Source organism: Oryzibacillus soli, from assembly GCF_051594765.1.
Classification (GTDB): Bacteria; Bacillota; Bacilli; order Paenibacillales; family NBRC-103111; genus Paenibacillus_AR.
The window spans coordinates 69,267-91,485 of record NZ_JBPPGJ010000006.1 but is presented as its reverse complement, the minus strand read 5'-3'; the positions used below and the strand labels follow the sequence as shown (position 1 = coordinate 91,485).

The 22,219-nt window shown below is 58.3% G+C and carries 19 protein-coding genes; 8 read left to right on the top strand and 11 right to left on the bottom strand.

The genetic code is table 11. The annotated features are described in order from the left end of the window. Nucleotides 1–574: 574 nt before the first annotated feature. Nucleotides 575–2,410, top strand: a complete 1,836-nt coding sequence (locus tag ACSEXW_RS09845; protein ID WP_438445961.1) for a Calx-beta domain-containing protein — start codon at nucleotides 575–577, stop codon at nucleotides 2,408–2,410. 320 nt (nucleotides 2,411–2,730) lie between these two features. Continuing rightward, the gene (locus ACSEXW_RS09840) at nucleotides 2,731–3,804 is read left to right on the top strand and encodes an HD-GYP domain-containing protein (protein ID WP_438445960.1); all 1,074 of its coding nucleotides are present in this window, start codon (nucleotides 2,731–2,733) and stop codon (nucleotides 3,802–3,804) included. Here the strand turns inward: ACSEXW_RS09840 and ACSEXW_RS09835 are convergent. Genes ACSEXW_RS09835 through ACSEXW_RS09820 form a run of 4 tightly spaced genes read right to left on the bottom strand, consistent with a single transcriptional unit; the run spans nucleotide 3,774 to nucleotide 8,233 of the window. Further along, nucleotides 3,774–4,166, bottom strand: coding sequence for a response regulator (locus ACSEXW_RS09835; protein ID WP_438445959.1), 393 nt, complete (start codon nucleotides 4,164–4,166; stop codon nucleotides 3,774–3,776). The genes ACSEXW_RS09840 and ACSEXW_RS09835 overlap by 31 nt on opposite strands. 15 nt (nucleotides 4,167–4,181) lie before the next feature. Then, entirely contained in the window at nucleotides 4,182–4,496 is a 315-nt protein-coding gene (locus ACSEXW_RS09830) for an Hpt domain-containing protein (RefSeq protein WP_438445958.1), read from the bottom strand. Nucleotides 4,497–4,521: 25 nt separating this feature from the next. Then, complete coding sequence (locus ACSEXW_RS09825) at nucleotides 4,522–6,618, bottom strand: sensor histidine kinase (RefSeq protein ID WP_438445957.1); 2,097 nt, start codon at nucleotides 6,616–6,618, stop codon at nucleotides 4,522–4,524. Next, nucleotides 6,602–8,233 (bottom strand): PAS domain-containing sensor histidine kinase, encoded by a 1,632-nt coding sequence (locus tag ACSEXW_RS09820; RefSeq protein ID WP_438445956.1) that lies wholly within the window; start codon nucleotides 8,231–8,233, stop codon nucleotides 6,602–6,604. The genes ACSEXW_RS09825 and ACSEXW_RS09820 overlap by 17 nt, the downstream gene beginning before the upstream one ends. A gap of 132 nt (nucleotides 8,234–8,365) precedes the next feature. On the opposite strand from ACSEXW_RS09820, the gene ACSEXW_RS09815 reads away from it, so the two are divergent. After that, on the top strand, nucleotides 8,366–9,085 hold the full coding sequence (locus ACSEXW_RS09815) for a class I SAM-dependent methyltransferase (RefSeq protein WP_438445955.1): 720 nt from the start codon (nucleotides 8,366–8,368) through the stop codon (nucleotides 9,083–9,085). Between the two features lie 65 nt (nucleotides 9,086–9,150). Continuing rightward, the gene (locus ACSEXW_RS09810) at nucleotides 9,151–9,507 is read left to right on the top strand and encodes a hypothetical protein (RefSeq protein WP_438445954.1); all 357 of its coding nucleotides are present in this window, start codon (nucleotides 9,151–9,153) and stop codon (nucleotides 9,505–9,507) included. Nucleotides 9,508–9,676: 169 nt separating this feature from the next. Here the strand turns inward: ACSEXW_RS09810 and ACSEXW_RS09805 are convergent, their stop codons facing one another. Beyond that, nucleotides 9,677–9,778, bottom strand: coding sequence for a YjcZ family sporulation protein (locus ACSEXW_RS09805; RefSeq protein ID WP_438445953.1), 102 nt, complete (start codon nucleotides 9,776–9,778; stop codon nucleotides 9,677–9,679). Between the two features lie 134 nt (nucleotides 9,779–9,912). Beyond that, on the bottom strand, nucleotides 9,913–12,162 hold the full coding sequence (locus tag ACSEXW_RS09800; protein ID WP_438445952.1) for a glycoside hydrolase family 95 protein: 2,250 nt from the start codon (nucleotides 12,160–12,162) through the stop codon (nucleotides 9,913–9,915). 142 nt (nucleotides 12,163–12,304) lie between these two features. Between ACSEXW_RS09800 and ACSEXW_RS09795 the strand changes: the two genes are divergently transcribed. After that, complete coding sequence (locus ACSEXW_RS09795; protein ID WP_438446124.1) at nucleotides 12,305–13,321, top strand: LacI family DNA-binding transcriptional regulator; 1,017 nt, start codon at nucleotides 12,305–12,307, stop codon at nucleotides 13,319–13,321. Nucleotides 13,322–13,420: 99 nt separating this feature from the next. On the opposite strand, the gene ACSEXW_RS09790 is transcribed toward ACSEXW_RS09795, so the two are convergent. Then, complete coding sequence (locus ACSEXW_RS09790; protein WP_438445951.1) at nucleotides 13,421–13,519, bottom strand: YjcZ family sporulation protein; 99 nt, start codon at nucleotides 13,517–13,519, stop codon at nucleotides 13,421–13,423. A 172-nt stretch (nucleotides 13,520–13,691) separates the two neighbouring features. Here ACSEXW_RS09790 and ACSEXW_RS09785 point away from each other — a divergent pair, with 172 nt between their 5' ends. Further along, nucleotides 13,692–14,240 (top strand): TetR/AcrR family transcriptional regulator, encoded by a 549-nt coding sequence (locus ACSEXW_RS09785; protein WP_438445950.1) that lies wholly within the window; start codon nucleotides 13,692–13,694, stop codon nucleotides 14,238–14,240. A gap of 101 nt (nucleotides 14,241–14,341) precedes the next feature. Here ACSEXW_RS09785 and ACSEXW_RS09780 read toward each other — a convergent pair whose 3' ends face one another. Next, nucleotides 14,342–15,121 (bottom strand): DUF1836 domain-containing protein, encoded by a 780-nt coding sequence (locus ACSEXW_RS09780; RefSeq protein ID WP_438445949.1) that lies wholly within the window; start codon nucleotides 15,119–15,121, stop codon nucleotides 14,342–14,344. Nucleotides 15,122–15,350: 229 nt separating this feature from the next. Between ACSEXW_RS09780 and ACSEXW_RS09775 the strand changes: the two genes are divergently transcribed. Beyond that, nucleotides 15,351–16,661, top strand: coding sequence for a hemolysin family protein (locus ACSEXW_RS09775; RefSeq protein WP_438445948.1), 1,311 nt, complete (start codon nucleotides 15,351–15,353; stop codon nucleotides 16,659–16,661). Nucleotides 16,662–16,854: 193 nt separating this feature from the next. Next, nucleotides 16,855–18,291, top strand: coding sequence for a SpoVR family protein (locus ACSEXW_RS09770; RefSeq protein WP_438445947.1), 1,437 nt, complete (start codon nucleotides 16,855–16,857; stop codon nucleotides 18,289–18,291). 53 nt (nucleotides 18,292–18,344) lie between these two features. Here the strand turns inward: ACSEXW_RS09770 and ACSEXW_RS09765 are convergent, their stop codons facing one another. The 3 genes from ACSEXW_RS09765 to ACSEXW_RS09755 form a co-directional block, all read right to left on the bottom strand. Next, the gene (locus ACSEXW_RS09765) at nucleotides 18,345–20,039 is read right to left on the bottom strand and encodes a methyl-accepting chemotaxis protein (protein ID WP_438446123.1); all 1,695 of its coding nucleotides are present in this window, start codon (nucleotides 20,037–20,039) and stop codon (nucleotides 18,345–18,347) included. Between the two features lie 165 nt (nucleotides 20,040–20,204). After that, entirely contained in the window at nucleotides 20,205–20,702 is a 498-nt protein-coding gene (locus tag ACSEXW_RS09760; RefSeq protein WP_438445946.1) for a GNAT family N-acetyltransferase, read from the bottom strand. Between the two features lie 105 nt (nucleotides 20,703–20,807). Next, the gene (locus tag ACSEXW_RS09755) at nucleotides 20,808–22,094 is read right to left on the bottom strand and encodes a glycosyl hydrolase family 18 protein (RefSeq protein ID WP_438445945.1); all 1,287 of its coding nucleotides are present in this window, start codon (nucleotides 22,092–22,094) and stop codon (nucleotides 20,808–20,810) included. Nucleotides 22,095–22,219: the final 125 nt, after the last annotated feature.

Sequence of the window (22,219 nt, the reverse complement as noted above, 5' to 3'; positions counted from 1 at the left end):
AACGCTGTCTTCCGGTTTCACTTCCTTTATCCTGGATTCGGAACGCCCTGGCGGGTGTTCGCCCGGATGGATACCGCTTACCCGTCCATTGTACCACTTCCAGCCCTCCCCATCCGGAGAGGGAGCCCGGATATTCCCCCGTCTCCACCCAAGAAAGACGGAATACCCCGATTACGCGGGGACATTCCCATCCTTTTCACGCTTTACTTCAGCCCGGTCATCGCCACGCCCTCGATGGACTGCTCCGGTGCCCTCAAACTGTAGCGCAGCTCACATAATAAGTCTCCGGCACCGGAGGAATGACGGATGGTGTCAGAGTGGAGAACGCTTCCAACCGGGACTAAACGAATAGCCGAAGCCACATTCACCACGCCAGTTTGACGAATAGGACCTGTCCCGGACCTCGGATGCCGCCGAACAAGCCAGACCGGAGGGAGCCGAAGGAACCTTGAGGAGACCCCGCCGGTGCTATAAAGTTAACCTCGCAGAACCGGTATGCATCACTTCACACGTATGGGAGGTTATTTCATTGTTTCAAGTCCATTCAAGTTCCCCAGGAAAGACCCGTTTCAACATGCTGTCCGCCGCCCTGCTGTCGGCCGCTCTCCTGCTCCCGCCGGTGCAGGGGGTTGTGAAGGCCTCCGGCACCTCCGGCGTCATTGACTTCGCCTCCACCTACGCCAGCGTCGTGGAATCCGAAGGCGTCGTCTACCTCGATCTTGTGCGCACCGGAAGCACCTCCGGCGAGATCACCGTGCCGTATACGGCCTTGGATGGCTCCGCCTCCGCCTGGAGCGACTTCGGTGCTGTCTCCGATACGGTCACGTTCGCCGACGGAGAAGACCGGAAGACCATCGCCATTCCCATCTATGACGATACCGATATGGAAGGCAGCGAGGATTTTACCGTGGCCCTCGGCACGCCGACGGGCGGAGCCGTCCTCGGTCCAGGCAGCGCCGCAGGAGTCACCATCGAGGACGACGACTATTGGATTCCCGACCCGGCAGGCGTCCTGCAGCTGGAGAAGAGCGCCTACACGGTCCATGAAGGCGAAAGCTTCCTGAGCTTCAACGTGTACCGCACGGACGGGGCCGGCGGCCAAGTCAGCGTCGACATCGGCGTCAGCAGCGGCTCCGCCATGGAAGGGCAGGATTACAGCGTGTTCTACCAGACGCTGACCTTCAACGAAGGAGAGACGTGGAAATCCTTCGGGATCGACATCCTCGACGACCAGGAGGTGGAAGGCGACGAATCCTTCGGCGTCACGCTCCACAACCCTACAGGCGGAGCGGTTGTCGGACCTCTGGGTTCAGCCGGAGTGACGATTCTGGATAACGACGTAGAGCTTCCGCCGCAGTACGGAACGCTCCAGCTGGAGAGCACCGATGCTTACGTGAACGAGCAGGACGGCACCGTGCAATTGACCGTGGTCCGCTCGGACGGCTATGACGGCACGGTCTCGGTGGATTATGCCGCCGGAAGCGGAACGGCCGTGGAAGGCGAAGACTTCGAGAAGGCCGCCGGCACCCTCGTGTTCCCGGACGGGGAAACGTTCGGAACCCTAACCCTTCCGCTGGTTAACGATACGGTCCGGGAGGATCCGGAGGAATTTCGCCTCACCCTGAGCAATCCTATGGGAGGCGCCGTACTGGGCCCGAACTTCACCGCCAGGATCCACGTCAGTGACGACGACGACGAGTGGCTGCCGGATCCGGCCGGCGTGCTGCAGCTCGAAGCGGCCCAAGCCACGGTCCATGAAGGCGAAAGCTACGCCGTCTTCCAGGTCACCCGCACCGACGGGGCCGGCGGGGAAGTAACCGTCGATTACAGCATCGGCGGCGGCACCGCCCAGGAAGGGCAGGATTACGAAACTGCCGGCGGTACCCTGGTGTTCCAGGAAGGCGAAACCGTCAAGAGCATCGGGGTACCTCTGCTGGACGACTACGACTATGAAGGCGCTGAAACCTTTACCGTCATGCTGTCCAATCCCGGGGGAGGCGCAGTACTCGGCGCCTTGACCGCAACGGAGGTCACCATTGCGGACAATGAAGCCGCTCCCCTTCCCACGGGTACCGTTCAATTCGAGCGGAAAGCGCTGAAGGTCAAAGAAATGAAGGATTCCGTCACTCTGAAGGTATCACGCACCGGCGGCACCTCCGGACCGCTGTCCGTAGACTATGAGACCGTGGATGGCACGGCTCAAGCGGGAACGGACTATACCGCTGTTCAAGGGACCCTCGTATTCGGAGACGGTGAGATGGTGAAGACCATCTTCATCCCGCTGCTGGATGACCGCAAGCGGGAGGGGAACGAGGAATTCTCCGTCCGGCTGTTCGCCACTGCCTCCCAGGAGCGGGGCAAAGGAGCCGGAACCGTCATGACGGTCACGATCATGGACAACGATAGATAGGAGTGCACACCCCTATCTGCTGACCCGCAGCCACTGCCGCACCTGGTCAGCCGGTCCCGGCTACTTCCTCCACGCATGCGTGCTCGGCGTCGGGAACGCCTTCATCTGCATCCGGATTGTGGCTCCATCCTTCAACGACAATGGGGACCCTTGATCTCGGAAGCCGCCTTCGGTCCGAGATCTAAGGTCCCGTTTTGTAGTTGTAACAGGAACCGTTTTCCTGTGGATTGGAGTCCGGACTCACGCGACCACCTCAGAAGGATTTTGACGAAATTTGTCGAATATTAGACAAACATCCACCTGAGCAGGAGAGAAGCCGTATGATTGCCACCCTACCCAACGCCACGATTCTGATCGTCGACGATCATTCCGTCAACACCCAGTTTCTGTCCGAGCTGCTCCGAACCGCCGGCTATGACCTGCTGCACCTGTGCAACGATGCCCGGGAAGCGCCCGAGCTCTTCCGCATACATACGCCCGATCTGGTCCTCCTCGATTTGGAGATGCCCCATCTGGACGGTTATCAGCTGATGGAGCTCTTTCGTAGAGAGACCCCCGATTCCGACTATCTGCCCGTCATCGTCTTGACTGCCCATGCAGAGCAGGAGCATAAGATCCGCGCGCTGAAGGCCGGCGCCCAGGACTTCATCCACAAGCCCATTGACAGTCTGGAGGTGCTGCTGCGCATCCGCAACTTCCTCAACATCCGTCTGCTCCAGAACTCTCTTCGGGAGCACAACCAACTGCTGGAGGACCGGGTCCGCGACCGTACCCGGCAGCTGATGGAAGCCCAGCAGGAGATCATCTACCGTCTGGGGAAGGCCGCCGATTACCGGGATACGGATACCGGCAACCACATCTACCGCATGAGCCGCTATACCGGCGTATTGGCCCGAGCCGCAGGCTATCCGGAGGAGGTGGCCCTGGATCTGGAAACGGCCAGCACCCTGCATGACATCGGGAAGATCGGCATTCCCGACTCCATCCTGCTGAAGCCGGGTCCCCTGTCCCCTCCGGAGCGGGCGCTCATGGAAAGCCACACCTTGATCGGCTCCAGTCTGCTGGCTGACAGTGGGCAGCGGATGATTCAATTGGCGGAGACCATCGCCCGCGCTCATCACGAGAGATGGGACGGCACCGGATACCCCAAGGGGCTGAAGGGCAAGGAGATCCCGAAGGAGGCCCGTATCTGTGCCATCTGCGACGTATTCGATGCGCTGACGTCCGAACGCCCCTACAAAAAAGCCTGGACCACCGAAGAGGCCCTGACCCGCATGCAGGAAAGCTCCGGGTCCCACTTCGACCCGGAGCTGTTGGAGCTGTTCATATCCGTACTTTCCGATATTGAGGAGATCCGCTTATCTTACAAGGATGACCGGTCCGTATCCAGATAAGGTGACAACTGGTCGATGAGGGCCTTGATATGGAGCGGCTTCGTGATGTAGGCCGTACAGCCCGCATCCATAGCCGCTTGTATGTCCCGCTGAGCCGCAAAAGCCGAGATGACGATGATCGGCAGCTCCCGGTATCGCTCCATGCCCCGAAGCCGCCGGGTCAAGGCGATTCCGTCCAGCACCGGCATCATCACATCGGTCAGGAGCACCTTCGGCATGGTCTCCATGCCGTCCAAGAGCTCGATGGCCTCCAGCCCATCCTGGGCCTGGATCACGCTGCATTGCAGCATCTTGAGAATCTCCTGCAGCAGCTTCATATTGGTCGGGTTATCCTCTACAACCATGACCGTATGGTTCCCCATGTGTTTATCTCCCCCTTAGGCTATGGACATTCTCAGCTTCTCCATCGTTTCCGCCAGCAGCTCCCGGCAAGGGTCCGGTGCCCCCATCTCTCCCAGCAGCTCCTCGCATAGAAGATGCACCGTCCGAAAGCCCAAGGTTAAGGCAACCCCCTTCATAGCGTGTGCATGTCGGCGAACCAGCTCCTTCTCCGAGTCTCCCCAATTCCACTGGCTTAGACATGCCTCCATCTCCCGGATCCGTTCTTCGGAATCGGCCCGGAACAGAACCTGCGCATCTCGAATGATCACCTCCAGGCGATCTTCCCATTCCTTGGACCCGATCTCCATCATCGTCCCTTCTCCCTCTCTCTTGCGTTTAGAGTTCGATCCAGAATCGGCTGCCCTCATGCGGACGGCTCTCTACACCGATCCGTCCACCCATGCCCTCTACAATCTGCTTGGCAACCGTAAGTCCGATGCCGGTTCCTTCGATGACGGTACCGGCCGGTGCCTCCACCCGATGGAACGGAGCGAAGATCCGCTCCAGCTCCTCCTCCGGAATTCCGATTCCCGTATCAGCCACCTCGATTCGGAGCCTATCCCCGGACTGATCCAAGACCACCCGTACATGACCGTTTCTCTTGTTGTACTTGATGGCATTGGAGAGCAGATTCAGCAGCACCTGCTTCAACCGGGTCCGGTCGGACCGGATGTCCCCCTCCAGCCGGTTATCCAGATGAACGTCAATGCCGTTGCGAATCGCCAGTCCTGCCACCAGGGCCATACATTCCTCCGCTACCTCCCCGAGGGAGAAGAGTTCCAGGGCAAGCTCCGAGGCCCCCGATTCGATTCGGGACAGATCCAGCACCTCATTGATCAGCGACAGCAGATGCTCGCCGGCGCGGATAATCTCCCGGACCTGGTCCAGCTCGTTCGGCGACAGTCCCCCGTCCAAGTTCAACTCCAGCAGCTGTGCGAACCCCAGGATGGCGTTCATGGGGGTCCGAAGCTCATGGCTCATGCGGGAGAGGAAGTCGCTCTTGGCTCTGCTGGCCTGCTCCGCTGCCTCCTTGGCCGATACGAGCCGGTCCCGGTAGCGGCCCAGCTCCTCGCCCATCCGTACGATATTGGCCCCCGTCTCGTTCAATTCCACGATGGGGGAGGCAAGCAGCTCCTGGCGATAGTGCCCTTGACTGATCTCCCGCACAACCCGGTTCATGCTGACCAAGGGCTCCGTCACCTTGTGGCTGGAGCGTCTTGCCATCCAGAGCAGGTAGAGGAAGAAGGTGATATAGAAGAGAATAAGTCCGGCCAGCATCCAAGTCCCGACGGTAAACAGCTTGATCTTCAGGGAGTTGGGCACCGCATAGATTTTCGCTTCCGGCACCAGCACCATCAGCTTCCAGTCGATCCCCGGAATGGTGGACCAGGAGGCCAGCCGTTTCTTTCCGTTAAGCTCGACGCGGACAAGACCTTCGGCCTGTTCCCGGATCTGCTCCCTCCATGGGGCCAGCTCCGGACGGCTGTAGAGGTTGAACTTCTCCGGCTTGAAGGTGTCCTGGCGGATCGCTTCATCGTAGTGATGGGTCGTCAGCTCGCTCAGTCCCCAATCCTCCTCTCCCCGGTTGGGCAGGGCCAGGATCGTTCCGTCCTGTGACACCAGCACCCCGTATCCTTCCCAGGGAATGGCCAGCTCCGTGACCTGCTTGGCGAAGGTATCCACGGTCACATCCAGGCCCACCACCGCTTCGAGAACGCCGTCCCGGTATACCGGCGCGATGCTGGAGGCCATCCAGCCGTTGCCTGCAGGATCCAGATAGGGGCTGGTCCACTTCACCTCCTTGCCCGGATTGTGCTCCAGGTCCGCCTCGTAGTAGAAATTATAGGTTGGGATATCCATCTTCATCGGATATTGAGACAAGGCGTCGATATACGGATAGATGATGTTCAAGGAATCGGAGGTATTCACATAGATGGCGGCTGCCAACGGCTCGCTGGCTATCAAGTCCTTCATGAGACTCTGGGTGCGCAGCAGCCGGGATACCTTGTTCTCTTCCCCGGGACCGACCTTCGCCAGCCCGCTATAAAAGACAGCGGCGCCTCCGTCCCTCCGGTCGCCGGCCGTATAATAGGCCCCCTCCGGATGATGCTGCAGCCGGTCCCGGTCCTGGTCCTCCAGAACGGCGGGAAGCTCGAAGGCCGAAGTGACTTGTCGCTGATACAGGAGCGTCATATTCGAGATGGACTTCAGCCGGTTCTGAATGACCGCACCCTCCCGGTCGGCGATCCGTACCAGCTCATCGGATGCGGTCTGTGCAAGCGCCCGGACGTTCTGATCCTTCACCCAATCATTAGCGAAGAAGTATACGGCAATGAATACGAACTCTACCAGAATGAGCGGAATCAATGCCGTTCGGACGGTCGACAGGAAAAACCAGCGGGACAGCGTCCCGCTCTTATTCGGCTTCTTCACGGCACTCATCCTTTCGAGGGTGTGGGTTACCCTGCCAACGGATTAGGAACGCAGTTCCCTCCCCCAATCGGCTCTCTACGCTTATGGTACCTCCCATCAGCTCGACCAGATGCTTGCTGATGCTTAAGCCGACGCCGATGCCCTCCACTCCCGTCATGCTGTGGAACCGGGTATAGGGCTCGAACAAGGAGGGGAGATCCTCCTCACGGATCCCTAACCCCGTATCCTCGATCCGGACGGTACACCCTTCTGCGGCATCGCGTGCAAGATGCAGGGATACGGCTCCCCCAGGCCGGTTATACTTCAATGCATTGGACAGCAGGTTCAGGAGAACCTGCTTCAGCCTTACCCGATCCGCCCGGACGCAGATTTCGGCCTCCTGTACCGTCAGCTGCAGCTTCACCCGCTTCTCCTCGGCCAAGGGCTTCACGAAACCCATGCAATCACGAAGCTCCTGCTCCAGGTCGACGGAAGTAAGCTCCAGCGGAAGCTTGCCGATCTCGATTCGGGACAGATCCAGAATGTCATGGATTAGAGCCAGCAGATGCTCCCCGGCATGGATGATCTCCTCGGTCTTGTCAAGCTGCTCCGGATGCAGCCTGGGCTCCGACAGCTGCAGGAGTTGGGAAAACCCCAGAATGGCGTTGAGCGGAGTCCGAAGCTCATGGCTCATCCGGGTGATGAAGACCGACTTGGCCCGGTTGGCCTTCTCCGCTTCCTCCTTCGCCCGGAGCATGGATTCCTCCAGCTCCGTGCGCTCCGTGATGTCCGTCAAGGTGCCGGAGGTCCCCACAATCCGGTCCTCCTCATCCAGCGTCAGCCGGGCGTGGACCTCCACGTGACGGTAACCGCCATCCTTGGTCACATACCGGACCACATGGCGGCAGTACTCCTTTTCCCTCCGGATTAAGGGCAGGAACAGAAGCGTATTCCTCTCCCGGTCCTCGGGATGCACATAGTCCAGGAACGGTTGGCCCAGACTTTCCTGAACCGTAAAGCCCGTGACCTCCGTCCAGGACCGATTGAGAAAGGTCCACAACCCCTGCGCATCGGTCTGGAAGATCACTTCCTTAATCTGATTCACGAGAGTCCGGTAACGATTCTCGCTATCCGTCAGGGACAGCTCCGCCAGCTTCTGTTCGGTTATATTTTGCGCATACCAGGTTACGCCCTCTACTCGGTTCTCTCTCTTGACCGGATGGTAGGACGCGGTTAGCCAATAGCTGCCGCCGTCAAAAGAAACGCAACGAACGGCGGTAAAGGTCTCCCCCCGGAAGGCTCTCTCCAGATCCGCCAGCCAGCAATCGTCGCGGACAGGATCCAGCATCTCCCGCAAGGACGCCCCGAAGCGGACCTTGCCCCCCAACCGTGCTTCCACGATCCGTTTGAACGCAGAATTAAACATGGTCAGCCGGTAATCGCTATTGAGCGAACAGATCAGTTCGCTCGCATTCTCGATCAGCGTCATCATGGCGTGCCGCTGCTGCTCATAGACGGCTTGACGGGCTTCGTGCTCCTCGAAGGCATAGCTCAGCTCCTCCAGCCAGGCGGAGGGAAGTCCGGCGGAATCAATCCCGTGCCGCTTGAACTGCTCCTTCAACTTGTGGTGGACCATTTTTTAGCCTCCTTCGGAATAGGTTTGTTCTATAATTCGACACAATTCTACAAAATCCTCTATCGCTGTATCCTCGCACTTGCCGTCTCCGCGTCATATGATGGGGTAACATCATTGCAAAGGAGCCCTGCCATGGAGTATCTGGATATGCTTGCCAAGCTAGGGATCGGAAATGCCCACCCGGGCGGATTCGCCGCTACCCTGAAGCAGTTCGAGATGTACCCCCTCTCTCCCTCATCGCGGATTCTGGAGGTCGGATGCGGCACCGGCAGAACCGCCTGCCATGCGGCGGCGCTGGGGCATGAGGTCACCGGCCTAGATATCCGCCCGGATATGATCGCCAAGGCCAAGCTGCGGGCCGAGGAGGGCAAGCTACCGGTCCGCTTCATGACCGGCGATGCGGCCGCCCTCCCCTTCCCCGATGGCTCCTTCGACACCGTCCTGGTAGAATCGGTCACCGTTTTCGCCGATACGGCGGCCGCCTTGTCCGAATACCTCCGGGTACTGCGGCCGGGGGGGCGGCTTTTTGACCGGGAGATGGTGCAGAGAGGCCCGATCCCTCCGGATATCCGGGAGGAGATCATCGGGTTCTACCGGATGCGGAATCTGTGGGACAAGGAGGCTTGGACTCGCGGCCTGCAATCGGCCGGTTTCGCAGCCTTCCAGATCGACGGACCCTTCCCGTTCCCGGAGGCCAGCGACGACCTGACCGAACACCCCGACCCGGAGCAGCAGATTGATGCCGGTTCCTTCCTGGACCCCGTCCTGTGGGAGGTTACGAGAAAGTACCACGAGATCATGGAGCGGTACAACGAGTATATCGGCTACGTCCTACTAGTTGGTACAAAATAGGACTTCACCATTTTATGGGCGAGTGCATATGGTAAAGGGAATCTTCCAAAGGAGATGTTCATCCGATGAGCTTCCAAATGACCGGTGCCCCGCAAACCCATGTGGTGTACAAAGCCGAACCCAGCATGATGCACCATCTGAAGTCCATGCGCGACCACCTGCACCATCTCTGTAAGATGTACATGAACCATCGGGTTCGGATCGAAACCATGGACGGACACGTCTATGAGGGCTATATCGTCCATTGCGACAAGGGACTCCTCTACCTGAGTACGACACAGCCGGGACATCCCGGGACTCACGGAGGAGGGCAGCATGGGGGACACCGCCCGCTCAATCCGTCCTCGGCGTACTATTACAACAACGTCATTCTGCCCTTGGTTCTGTACGAGCTGCTTGTCATCACCCTGATGCTGATCTAAGCCGGCCGTAGATCCAACGGACAGGATCGCATGGAAACAGCCCGGAGGGATATCCCTCCGGGCTGTTGGCGTTACGATTCGTATAGGGGCCGCAGCTCGAACCGGGCTTAATAAATGAAAAAAAGAGCCTCGGATTCGAGGCTCTTCTCTCTGCCGCCTTCATCTGGCATTAGATGAAGAAACCGGCGGACAGCACGATGACCAGCAGAATGAACAACACCAGAACAAACGCAGTGGAGCTTCCATATCCGGGAGTACCGACAACAGCCACGATGACCCCTCCTTTCTGCATTCCTGATATAACAATATGTGCCGGAGGGCCATCTGGTATGGACGAATACCCAGAGCATAAAGCCCAAATGCCCGGATCCGAGTGGGATCCGGGCTATAAGGACCTATCGCCGGTCAGACGATCGTATATGTTCTCCCGGCCTCCGCCGTAAAGGGGGGAATCTCCCATCCCTCCGCCTTGATCCGGCACAAGCCGTTCTGCACGGCCGTAACCTTCGCCTCCGTCAGCCTCCCGTTCTCCCAGGCCATATCCACCGTGAAGCCGCCCCGGGCGCGCAGTCCCCGGACATACCCGCAGTTCCATTCCGGCGGGAGGGCGGGAAGCAGCTGCAGGAAGCCGTCATGGCTCTGGAGCAGTGCCTCCGCGATACCCGCCGCGCCGCCGAAATTGCCGTCGATCTGGAACGGCGGATGGTTATCGAACAGGTTCGGCAAGGTGGAATGGGAGAGCAGCGCCTGAACATTCTCCCCCACCTTGCCGGCATCCCGGAGCCGCGCCCAGAAGTTGATGATCCAGGCCCGGCTCCAGCCGGTGTGCCCGCCTCCGTTGGCAAGCCGGCGCTCCAGGGTTACCCGGGCCGCCGATGCCAGCTCGGACGTCTCCTCCACGGAGAATTGGCGGCCGGGATAGAGGCCGAACAGATGGGAGATATGCCGGTGGCCCGGCTCCTTCTCCTCATAATCCTCCATCCACTCCTGGATCTGTCCGTACTTGCCGATGGCCGGCTGCGGGAGCCGCTCCAGAGCCTGGGACAGCTCCTGGCTGAAGCCGGCGTCCTGTCCCAGGATTCCGGCCCCCTCGATGCAGGCAGTGAAGAGAGCCTGGATGATCTGGAAGTCCATGGAGGCTCCGGCGCACATGACTCCCGATTCTCCATTCGGCAGCATATAGGTATTCTCAGGGGACACGGAGGGGCAGGTGATCAGACGCCCATCCGGACTCTCCATCAGATAATCCAGGAGGAACAAGGCGGCCTCCTTCATGGTCGGATAGGCCCGGGCGAGGAAGGCGGCATCCCTCCCGTATTCGAAGTGCTCCCACAGGTGCAGGCACAGCCATGCGGCGCCCATCGGCCAGAAGGAGGCGGGCAGATAGGTATCCTGCGGTGCCGTATCCGCCCAGATGTCCGTATTGTGATGCGCCGTAAAGCCGCGGCATCCGTACATGGTCTCCGCCGTAACGCGGCCCGGCGCGCGCATTCTCTCGATATGCTCGAACAAGGGCAGATGGCATTCCGCCAGATTGGCGTTCTCCGCCAGCCAATAATTCATCTGGAGGTTGATATTGATCGTGAACTTGCTGTCCCAAGGCGGCCGGAAGCTGTCGTTCCAGATGCCCTGCAGGTTGGCCGGAAGAGAACCAGGCCTGCTGGAAGAGATTAGGAGATATCTTCCGTACTGGAAGTAGAGCGCGGCAAGCTCCGGATCATCCGCTCCCTGCCGAACCCGTTCGAGCCGCCGGTCCGTGGGAAGCTCCTCTGTCTCGGGCTGCCCCTTCCCCAGAGCCAAGTCGACTCTCCCGAACAAGGAACGGTAATCCGAGGTATGCCTGTCCAGCAGCTCCGTATAGGTCCGGCTCGCAGCCATCTCCAGCTTGCCCTTGCAATCCGCCTCCGGGTCTTCAAACCGGAAGCTGGTCCCGCCGGCCAACAGAAGCGTCACACTGTCGGCTCCCTCGACGACCAGAACCTCTCCGATGGTGCGGCAGGTGCCACCCTCCGCCACCGCCTTCAGCACGGCCCGGAACTGCCCGCCACCTTCCCCTCCGGTCACTCCCCGCATCACAAGACCGTCTTCGCCCCACTTCTCCGTCCGCTCCATATACCTCCACTGGCCCCGGTTGAAACGGGCCTTGAAGGAGATGCTCCCACTCCGGTCCGCCGTCAGACGGACGGCCAGCACTTGGTCCGGATAGCTGGAGAACAGGTCGCGGGAGTATGCGACTCCACCCTGCCTGTAACGGATCTTGACCGTGCCCTCCGCAAGGTCCAGCTCCCGGATATAGTCCTCCGTCTCCGACGGACCACCGGGGAAGGTGAGCTCCAGATCCCCCAAGGGGACGTAATGGCGCTGAGACTCGGGCAGACCGGGCAGCGCCATGGAAGCCAGCTCTTGGGCTTCGCGCAGGCGTCCGCCCAGAATCAGTTCGCGTATTCTCGGAAGATTGGGCAGGGCATCGGGATTGTTGCGGTTCCTCGGGCCTCCGTACCATACGGAATCCTCGTTCAGCTGAAGCCTCTCCTTGGCGGTACCGCCGAACACCATGGCTCCCAGCCTGCCGTTGCCGACAGGTAGCGCCTCATTCCATACCGCTGCGGGACTTGTATACCAAAGCCGGTTCGAAGGCTGCTTCAATCGGGTCATCTTTTCCGCACGCTCCCTAATTGTTATCGATAACATCATCGTATCACCCATGCCTTAAAACCGTCAACCCGTCCGGCACTTGAAAACCGCCCCCAGTTGCCCCATTATGAAGAGTAACAGCACCCCGAGAGGATGTACGGTGATGGTCACCATTTACGATGTCGCCAAAAAAGCGAATGTTTCTCCGATGACCGTATCGAGGGTCATCAACAACTCCCCGCTGATCAAGGAATCCACTCGGCTGAAGGTGGAGGCGGTGATCCGGGAGCTGGATTACGTCCCCAACAAGCAGGCTCGGAGCCTGACGTCCAAGGAGACCCGGCTTGTCTCCCTGGTGATCCCGGACATCTCCAACCCGTTCTTCACCAACATTGCCCGTGGTGCGGAGGACAAGGCCCTGCAGTTGGGCTACCAGCTGATTCTGGCCAACACAGACGAGAATGCGGACAAGGAAGCCCAGTACATGAACATGCTGATGTCCACCGGTGTGGACGGCGTGCTCCTCGTACCGGCAGGCGGTCAATCCTCCGTTCATCTCAGGAAGCTGATCAAGCGCAGAATCCCCTTCGTCTATGTAGACCGTACGGTCGACTCCGTTCCGGCGGATTCGATTACGGGCGATAATGTGAGCACGACCCGGTGTCTTGCCAACCATCTCATCGGGCTGGGACACAGTCGGATCGCCTTCATCAACGGCCCGGGGACCTTGTCCAACGCGCGGGAACGCGAGCAGGGCTTCCGGGAGGCCCTGCAGTTAGCCGGGATCGAGCCGAATCCGCATTACCTGATCGAAACCCACTTCAAGCAGGATAATCTTCAAGAGATTATCGCCAAGCTGCTCTCCTTGCAAAAGGGCGATAGGCCAACCGCCATCCTGGCGGCCAACAATTTCATCGGCGTCAATACCTTGAGGGCCCTGCGGACCCTGGGCCTCCGGGTGCCGGAGGATATGGCGGTCACGTGCTTCGACGATCCGGATATTATACCGGATTACAACCCTTTCCTAACCGTGGCGAAGCAGCCCGCCTACGATATGGGGTACCTCGGGATGCAGCTCCTTATCGAGCGGATCCAGGGTGAGGCCCCCTCCGCCACTCGCCGGATCGTGCTTCCCGCCGAGCTGATCATCCGCAGCTCCACCGCCCGACCGAACGGGTGACGCGCCAACAATCGGCCGAATAAACGAACAAGAGCCTTGAGTTTCAAGGCTCTTGTTGCGTTTCGGGTCGGTTCCGGCGGTGTCATCCGCCGCTGCCAATTAGATGAAGAAACCAGCAGACAGAATGATAACCAGCAGAATGTAGAGGACCAGAACCAATCCGGTGGAATATCCGGGAACAGGATGACCACAGCTCATTATGACCCCTCCTTTCAACCTTCATGGTCTATGTGTATGCCCCTCCGGGCCATTTGGTATGGATGGGTGCCTAATGGGCTTTTACACTTTATGCGTCGTCGCCCTGCTGATTGGCCCAATGAAATATGTAGAGAAACCGTTCATTATCTTTGCGAAAGTCTGGTGACCACCCATGCCGAAAGTAGACCGGCGAGTACTCAAAAGCCAAGAAGCCATCAAAAAGGCACTCATCGAGCTGATGTCCGAGAAGAGCTTTGACGACATAACCATTCAGGAGATATCCGATCGGGCCAACATGAACCGCGGAACCATCTATCTGCATTATCAGGACAAATTTGATTTGTTGGATAAACTGATCGAAGCGCATATGAACGAATTGGGGGAGATGGGGAAATGGGCCTGCAAGCTGGATTGGGGCCAGGCGTTATTGCCTTTTTTTGAATACTTCGAGAAGAACTATTTATTCTTTTCTGCCATGCTAGCGAGTAAGGGGGCTCCCTCTTTTCGAACGCGGCTCCTCGAATTCATCATTCAAGGCTTCCAAGCCGAAATGGACACGGCCGGCAGCAAGCATGACGATGTCATCGAAGATGTTATTCTCCAATATACCGGTACCGCGTACGTAGGGGTTATTGAGTGGTGGATCAAGAACGGCATGCCGCATCCTCCACAAGTTATGGCTAAGCAAGTGGGAGACCTGCTGGGGAGTAATCTATTCTAACAGCCGCAGCCGGTCGGCGATCCGGACGAAAGTCCGCATAGGGAAACGGAAAAAGGCCGCCCGTATGGTTCTAGGCAGCCCGAAACCTAACCTGTCCATCCCTACTTCAAGTTGTGCAGGAATAGAGTCGCGTTCAAGAAACGTTTCGCCAGGGTTTGAAAATACGTGGTTTGGACAGAAAGCATGGCGATGACGACGGTATTGCTGACCGCCTCCTGCTGCTCAGGGTTTAAGCCTTGGAGACGTTCCACAAACTCATCAGCCTTTCTCTTGATCAAGGCTTCCATCAGGTGGTCATGCTTCTTGTCCCTGCCGATCTGCCCGGCCTGAAGGTCCAGCACTTGGTCGTTATTCTGATCCAGCTCCTCGAAGATCCCGGAATAGCCGGCATAGAGGTCCAAGGGGTTGATCAGATCCTTGGCCTGATCGTCAAAATCATGAAAAATCAACAGCAGCAGCTTCCGAATCGATTCCAAATCCAGCGCCGCGCGAAGATCCTCGATGATGAACAGGATCGCAGCCTGCTCGATGGAGTACTTCTTGCCCAGCCTCGGAGAACCGATGATCTCCTTCAGATCCCGCTTCACCCAGTTCTGCACCGCGGTGATGGCGAAGTGGTTGTATTCAATCTGGGAGCCCAAGGCAACAATATCATTCAGGGACAGCCCGGGATCGCTGGAGTTCATATTCATGACCTTCTCGAATATGGGGGGAATGGAAGTCGAGATGAAGGCGCCGAGAGATTTTCCGCCCTCAATAACTTCCTTATGGGATTTGGCCCATGCTTCTTGAAGGATGGTTTTGGGATTTTTGTGGAGCTGCCCGTTTAAGCTGTTCAGCAGCTGGGACATTTCGTACCGCGTGAGATGAAAGGTTTCCATGCCGGTTCCCCCATATTATAAGTTCATATGAACGTATCATACGGCACCCTTGTTAGGATGTCAAAAAGAGAATGTAGGGTATCTTCCGGCCCCATACCGGGCCAATAACCCCAGAATCCGGCTTGATTTGCTCCAATTTAACCATTTACCGACTTTGATAAGCTTACGTGAACTCTGTTATTATAAGTTCATAAGAACTTATAACTCACCTTATGATTGGAGTGCATTCATGTTCGCCCTTAACTTGTTCTTGGTTGCTCTGCTTATCGTAGCGACAGCGTTCTTCGTTGCTGCCGAGTTCGCCATCGTGAGGCTTCGCTCCAGCCGGGTTGACCACATGGTGCTGGAAGGCCGCAAAAATGCCCTTGCCGTGCAGCAGGTGACCCGCAATCTCGATGGGTATTTGTCCGCGTGCCAGTTAGGGATCACCATTACAGCATTGGGTTTGGGATGGTTGGGTGAGCCCACCGTCGAGAAGATGCTGCATCCGGTGTTTCATTACTACGGTTTGCCGGATGAGCTGAGCACCATTCTTTCCTTTGGCATTGCCTTCGCCTCCATTACCTTCCTTCACGTCGTACTGGGAGAGCTGGCGCCGAAGACCGTTGCCATACAGAAGGCGGAAGCGGTCTCCCAATGGACCGCGCGGCCGCTCCTCTTCTTTCATAAAATCATGTACCCCTTCATCTGGATCTTGAACGGATCGGCGAACCGTCTTGTCGCTCTATTCGGAATGAAGCCCGCCAAGGAGCATGAGGAAGCCCATTCGGAGGAGGAGCTCCGGATCATTCTCACGGAAAGCTACGAAAGCGGCAAGATCAACCAAGCGGAATATGGTTACGTGAATCGGATCTTCGCATTCGACGAGCTGCTGGCCCGCGAGATTATGGTTCCCCGAACGGATATGGCATGTATCGATGTGGGCATCGAGCGGAAGCTGGCTCTTAAGATCATGAAGTCGGAGCAGTACACCCGTTTTCCGGTGATCCGCGGAAGTAAGGACCAGATTATCGGGTATATCCATACCAAACAGCTGTTCATGCAATTAAGTGACCATCCGAATATGGAGCTATCCCGATTGATCCAGCCGGTTCTGTCCGTATCGGAAGCTATACCGGTCAAGAATCTTCTGCTTCGCATGCAGCAGGAGTCCGTCCACATGGCGATTCTGGTGGATGAGTTCGGCGGCACCTCCGGTCTGATTACCATCGAGGATATTCTGGAGGAGATCGTCGGTGAGATCCGGGATGAGTTCGATCAAGAAGAAAAAGCGGAGATTGAGCAGCTATCGGAACATCACTATGTTCTGGATGGCAAAGTAACCCTGGACGCCGTATCGAACCTGTTCCAGGTCAAGCTGGAGGATGAGGAGCTGGATACCATCGGCGGCTGGCTCTATACCCGGAACCCCGCCCTGAAGAAGGGCAGTGAATGGACCTACGGCCCCCTCCGCTTTATCGTACGCGATAAAGACCGCCATCGAATCCGGAAGGTGGAAATTATGAAGCAGCCGACTGAAGAGCAGAGCGATGGAGATTGAGCGGCGGAATCCTATAAGCTATAAGCTGTTCCTCATCAAGCCCTCGGAGAATATCCGGGGGCTGTTCGGCATTCCGGAGTTTCCCCTGCTTGATCCAGTACTAAGCCCCCTTGTCCTCCCATATACATGATTACGATCCTATTTTTATCAGATGAAATGATCAATCTGAGTATTTCACGGGAGGCGAACTACCTTGCACCAGGACGAAATCGCTGCGCTCGAACGCTCCATCGCCGAGATCACTGACATCGCCACCGGCTTCGGGCTGGACTTCTACCCGATGCGGTACGAGATATGCCCGGCCGACATCATCTACACCTTCGGCGCCTACGGGATGCCGACCCGATTCTCACACTGGTCCTTCGGCAAGACCTTCCACCGCATGAAGACCCAGTACGACTTCGGCTTATCCAAAATCTATGAGCTGGTCATCAACTCCAACCCGTGCTATGCCTTCCTCCTGGACGGCAACTCTCTCATCCAGAACAAGCTGATCGTGGCCCACGTGCTGGCCCACTGCGATTTCTTCAAGAACAACGCCCGGTTCAGCAAGACTAACAGGGATATGGTGGAGAGCATGTCTGCTACGGCGGAGCGAATCCGATCCTACGAGATGAAGTATGGCGCCGACCGGGTAGAGACCTTCATCGATGCCGTGCTGGCCATCCAGGAGCATGTGGACCCGGACCTGGTCCGGCCCTACCGCCCCAACCGGTACGACCTTGATGGGGACGGCACCATGGATGTGGGGATGGCGGCGGAAGAACGCCCCCAGACCGGCTACGAGGACCTCTGGGAGCTGGAGCGCAAGAGCGGCCCAGCGGAAGCGGAGACGCAGAAGCCGATCAAGTTCCCGCCGAAGCCGGAGAAGGATATCCTCTGGTTCATCCAGGAGTATTCCGCCATCCTCGAGCCTTGGCAGCGGGATATTCTGACCATGCTCCGCGACGAGATGCTCTACTTCTGGCCGCAGATGGAGACCAAGATCATGAATGAGGGCTGGGCCTCTTACTGGCACCAGCGGATCATGCGGGAGCTGGACCTGTCCAGCGAGGAAACCATTGAATACGCCAAGCTGAACTCCGGCGTCGTCCAGCCCTCCCGCAACAGCCTGAACCCCTACTACCTGGGGCTGAAGATCTTCGAGGATATCGAGAAGCGGTGGGATGAGCCGACGGAGGAGGAGATCCAGCGGTTCGGCCGAAAGCCGGGCCAAGGCCGAGCCAAGATCTTCGAGGTCCGCGAATTCGACAGCGACACGTCTTTCCTCCGCAATTACCTGACCAAGAAGCTGGTGGAGGACCTGGACCTGTATGTCTTCGAGAAGAAGGGCGCCGAGTGGAAGATCACCGATAAGACCTGGGCCAACATCCGGGACCAGCTGGTGTATTCCCGGGTCAACGGGGGCTTCCCCTATCTGGTCATTACGGACGGCAACCATACGGGCAATGGAGAGATGTACCTGAAGCACATGTACGAGGGGGTGGAGCTGGATCTGAAGTACGTGGAGCGGACGCTTCCGTACGTCTATCGGCTCTGGGGCAAGACCATTCATCTGGAAACCGTGGTGGAGGACAAAACGGTGCTGTTCACCTACGACGGCAAGAAGAACAACCGGAAGTTCCTGTAACGGCAAACGGTCCTGACCATCCGGCATTTTCCGGAGTCAGGACCGTTCTTCGTCTATAAGCGGAACTGCTGCAGAGACATCTGCAGATCCTCCGCGAGGGCCGCCAGGCTGCGGGCGGCCGCGGCCACCTCTTCCATGGTGGCCAGCTGCTCCTGGCTAGAGGCGCTGGTTTCCTCGATGCTGGCCGCTCCCTCTTGGGAGATGCTGCCGATATGGTGGATGGAGGAGACGATCCGCTTGGACTCCTCCGAGGTCTCCAGGATAGCTACTCCCACCTCGGCCACCTTGGCCAAGACGGAGCCCACCGCCTGCTCGATGGCGGTGAAGACCTCCGTAGCTTGCCGGCTGCGCTCCATCCCGCGCTGCACGCGTCCCGCTCCCCGCTCCATGGAACCCACCGCCTGCTTCACCTCCAGCTGCACCCGCCCGATGATCTGGGAGATCTTGGCCGAGGACTGCCCGCTGGCATCTGCAAGCTTCCGGATCTCCGATGCGACTACGCTGAAGCCTCTGCCGGCTTCTCCCGCCCGGGCCGCCTCGATGGAGGCGTTCAGCGCCAGCAGGTTGGTCTGGTTGGCGATCTCCTGAATGACCGTCACGATAGCGCCGATCTGCTCGGATTGGGTGCTCAGCTCATCAATGACGGACTGGGTTTCCCGCACGCTGGCGTCGATCTCATTCATCTGCCGCAAGATGGAACCGACCGCTTGTACGCCGGAATTCACCAGCTCCCCCGCTTGGCGGGACACCTGATGAACCTCCTCCCCATTGGCCGTCATCCGGTTCAGGTTCGCGTCCATCGCATCCATGGAGTCGGCGATCTCTCCGATGATCTTCACCTGTTCCTCGAATCCTACGGACATCTCGCCGGTAGCCGAGGCGATATGCTCCGAAGCCTTGGCGGTCTGCTCTGCGCTGGCCGTCAGCTCCTCCGAGCTGGCCGAGACGGTTAACGCCGTGTCGTTGATTTTGCCGACCAGAGTGCGAAGACCGCGGATCATGCTGTTGAACGATCGTGTCAGTCGGCCCAGCTCATCTCTGGAATCATAGTCCCCATGTACCGTCAAGTCGCCGGATTCCGCCCTTTCCATCAGATGTTGGAGGCCGCGGACAGGCCGCACCACCAGCCGGATGATCCACCAACCGAAGGCGCCGCACAGCACGAGTGCGGAAATCATGATGAGAAGGATCAGCCGGGACGCTGCCTCTGCTTTTGCCTTGCCGTTCAGGTAGCCGTCTGACGCCACCTGCTCATCCGCAGCGGCCATCCGGATCAAGAGATCGTTCATTTGATCCCGGACGGCGCTAACCGAGCTGGCAAACAAAGCATATGCTTCCTCGTTCTTATTGGCGAGCGCTAGCGTTTCCACCTTGCTTCGGCTCTCCCGGTAGACAGGCAGCAGCTTCTTGTAGCTTGCCAGATCCTCCGAAGTCGCCGTACCGTGGACGATGGCTTCGAACTCAGCCAGGGCCGTATCGTTGCGAGCAACCCGGTCAGCGATGCTCGTCTTCAGCTTCTCATTAACCTGGGGATCCTTGGTCAAGAGCATCTCCAACAGAAAGGACTCGATGGCGCGGTTGTTAATCCGCAGCTGGTTCAGCCGGTCTACGGACTGGAACTGCTCCTCGTACATGCCGGTGAGCTCATTCTTCAGCTGACTGATAAGCGACAAGCCCGTGATGCCGACGCCAGCCATCATTGCCAAAGCCAATCCGAGAAGCATGTAGATCTTGACGCTTACCTTCATGTGCCGCACTGTCATCTCTCCTATTAGAATAAATATTATATTGCTATAATTATAATCACATTTTACACGATTCGATACAATTCGACATCATTATTTTTCGTATCTTTCCCTATGGACCAAAAAAAACCAGGCCGCTATGGGCCTGGAAGGCAGGTCATCTCTCGATCAAGATGACCTCGGATCCAATTGCTTCATGAAATCCGTAAGCGTGACGCTCGGAGCGATCTCGACAACGCCGCAGGGCTGGAAGCCGAACCGTACATACAATTGATAAGCCGGAGCATTCTTCGTCCCCGTCGACACGATGGCCCGCTTCGGACCCGGTACGTCCAGGACCGCACGCAGCAAGCCTCTGGCGATTCCTCTGCGGAAGTATTCGGGATGTACGGCCATCCGGTGAATATCCAGCGTTTCGCCGCCATCCGTCAGCTTGTAGCTCACCATACCGACCAGACGCTCTCCCTCGAAGCATCCGATGAACGTCTCTCCGCAGGCCTCCAGCTTCATCGGCGTATCCTCCATCGGCGGCAGGGATGGGAGTCCGAGCAATTGTGCCTCCACCGGATAGGCCATCTGCTGCAGCTCATAGACCAAGGCGGCGCAGGCCGGATCGGTTATGGAGAAGGGGGTAATCCGAAGCTCACGGAGCGATCCGTCTGTCATCCTAGCACCTCTCTCATCTGATGTTCCGTCCATTCTACCATACCCCCTCCCGAATGCAAGGCAAACATCCCTGCCCGAAGAAGCCTCGGACAGGGACGCGGACATTCACTTCTTCACCACGTTGAAGTTATCCTGAATCAGGAGCCAATTCTGCGGGAAGGGCAGCCCCAGCTTCCAGTAGCTGACGCCCCGGAGCCCCAGCTCCTTGACCAGATTGAACTTGGCCTGGATGGACCGGGCATCCTCGAACCAGACCGTGTGCCGTTTGCCCGCCGAATCGGTATAGTCGAAGTGGGGGGCCTGGGCCCGGACGTCATAGAGGATGGCTTCGTTCTCCCTCCGGGCCAGGGCGATCGCGGCTTGGGGGCTCAACGCTTTGGCGTACGCCCCTCCCGGCACGTAAGGCAGCGTCCAATCATAGCCGTACAGATTCTGCCCCATCATGATCTTGCTCCCCGGCATCTCCGTTAACGCGTATTCCAGCACCTGGCGAACCGGGCCGATCGGCGAGACCGGTTGGGCCGGTCCCCCGCTGTAACCCCACTCGTATGTCATGATGACGACAAAATCCACGATCTGGCCATGCGCCCGATAATCGTGAGCTTCATACCAGGCCCCCGGCTGGTCCGCCCGTGTCTTTGGAGCCAAAGCGGTGGAGATTAGGTACCCCTTGGCGTGAATCCGGTCGCGGGCCTTCCGCAGGAAGGCGTTGTAGGCTTCCCGGTCTTCCGGCCGCAGGAATTCCATGTCAAAATGGATATCCCGGAAGCCCAACCGGTCCGCCGTGGCCAGAATGTTGTTCAGGAGCCGGTTCTGTACCTGCGGGTTATTCAGCACGATTCTTCCCAGCTCTGCGCTGAACTGGTCATTCTCCTGATTGGTCACCACCATCATCAGGGTTGCATTGCCGGACTTCGCCACTGCAGGCAGTGTTCCCAAGGGAGGAGCCTTCAGGCTGCCGTCCCGTTGGATCTGGAAGCTGAAGGGAGCCAGATAAGTCAGATAAGGCACCGCCTCCCTGGAGGCCCGGGTCAGCGTCGGGGTGACCGTTCCGCCGCGGGGCTCAACGTACGCATTAATCTCGGCGCGCCGCCTGGGACGGGGAGGCACATACAGCCGCAGCCCCACCTGCAGTGGCGCGTTAACCGGAATCCGGTTCACCTGGGCCAGAACCCGGTAGTTGACTCCCAGCTTCCGGGCGATGCCGGATAGCGTATCCCCCTGCCGGACCCAATAGTAGGAGCCGGTAATGGGAATGACCAGCGCCTGGCCCACTACCAGCTGGGCAGGCTCGTCGAGTTGGTTGGCCGTCGTGATGGCGTCGACGGTGGTGCTGTACGCCTGGGCAATGCCGTATATGGATTGTCCCCTCCGTACGACATGGATTTGCATCGTTCCACCTCCTGTGGACTCTTGTCGGGACTTCTCTTAACACACTTATGCCGCCCGTTCCAAAACATGCCCGATCCTCTATAAAATGTGCCGTACCCGCACCTTCCGGTCCGCAAGGGCACAAA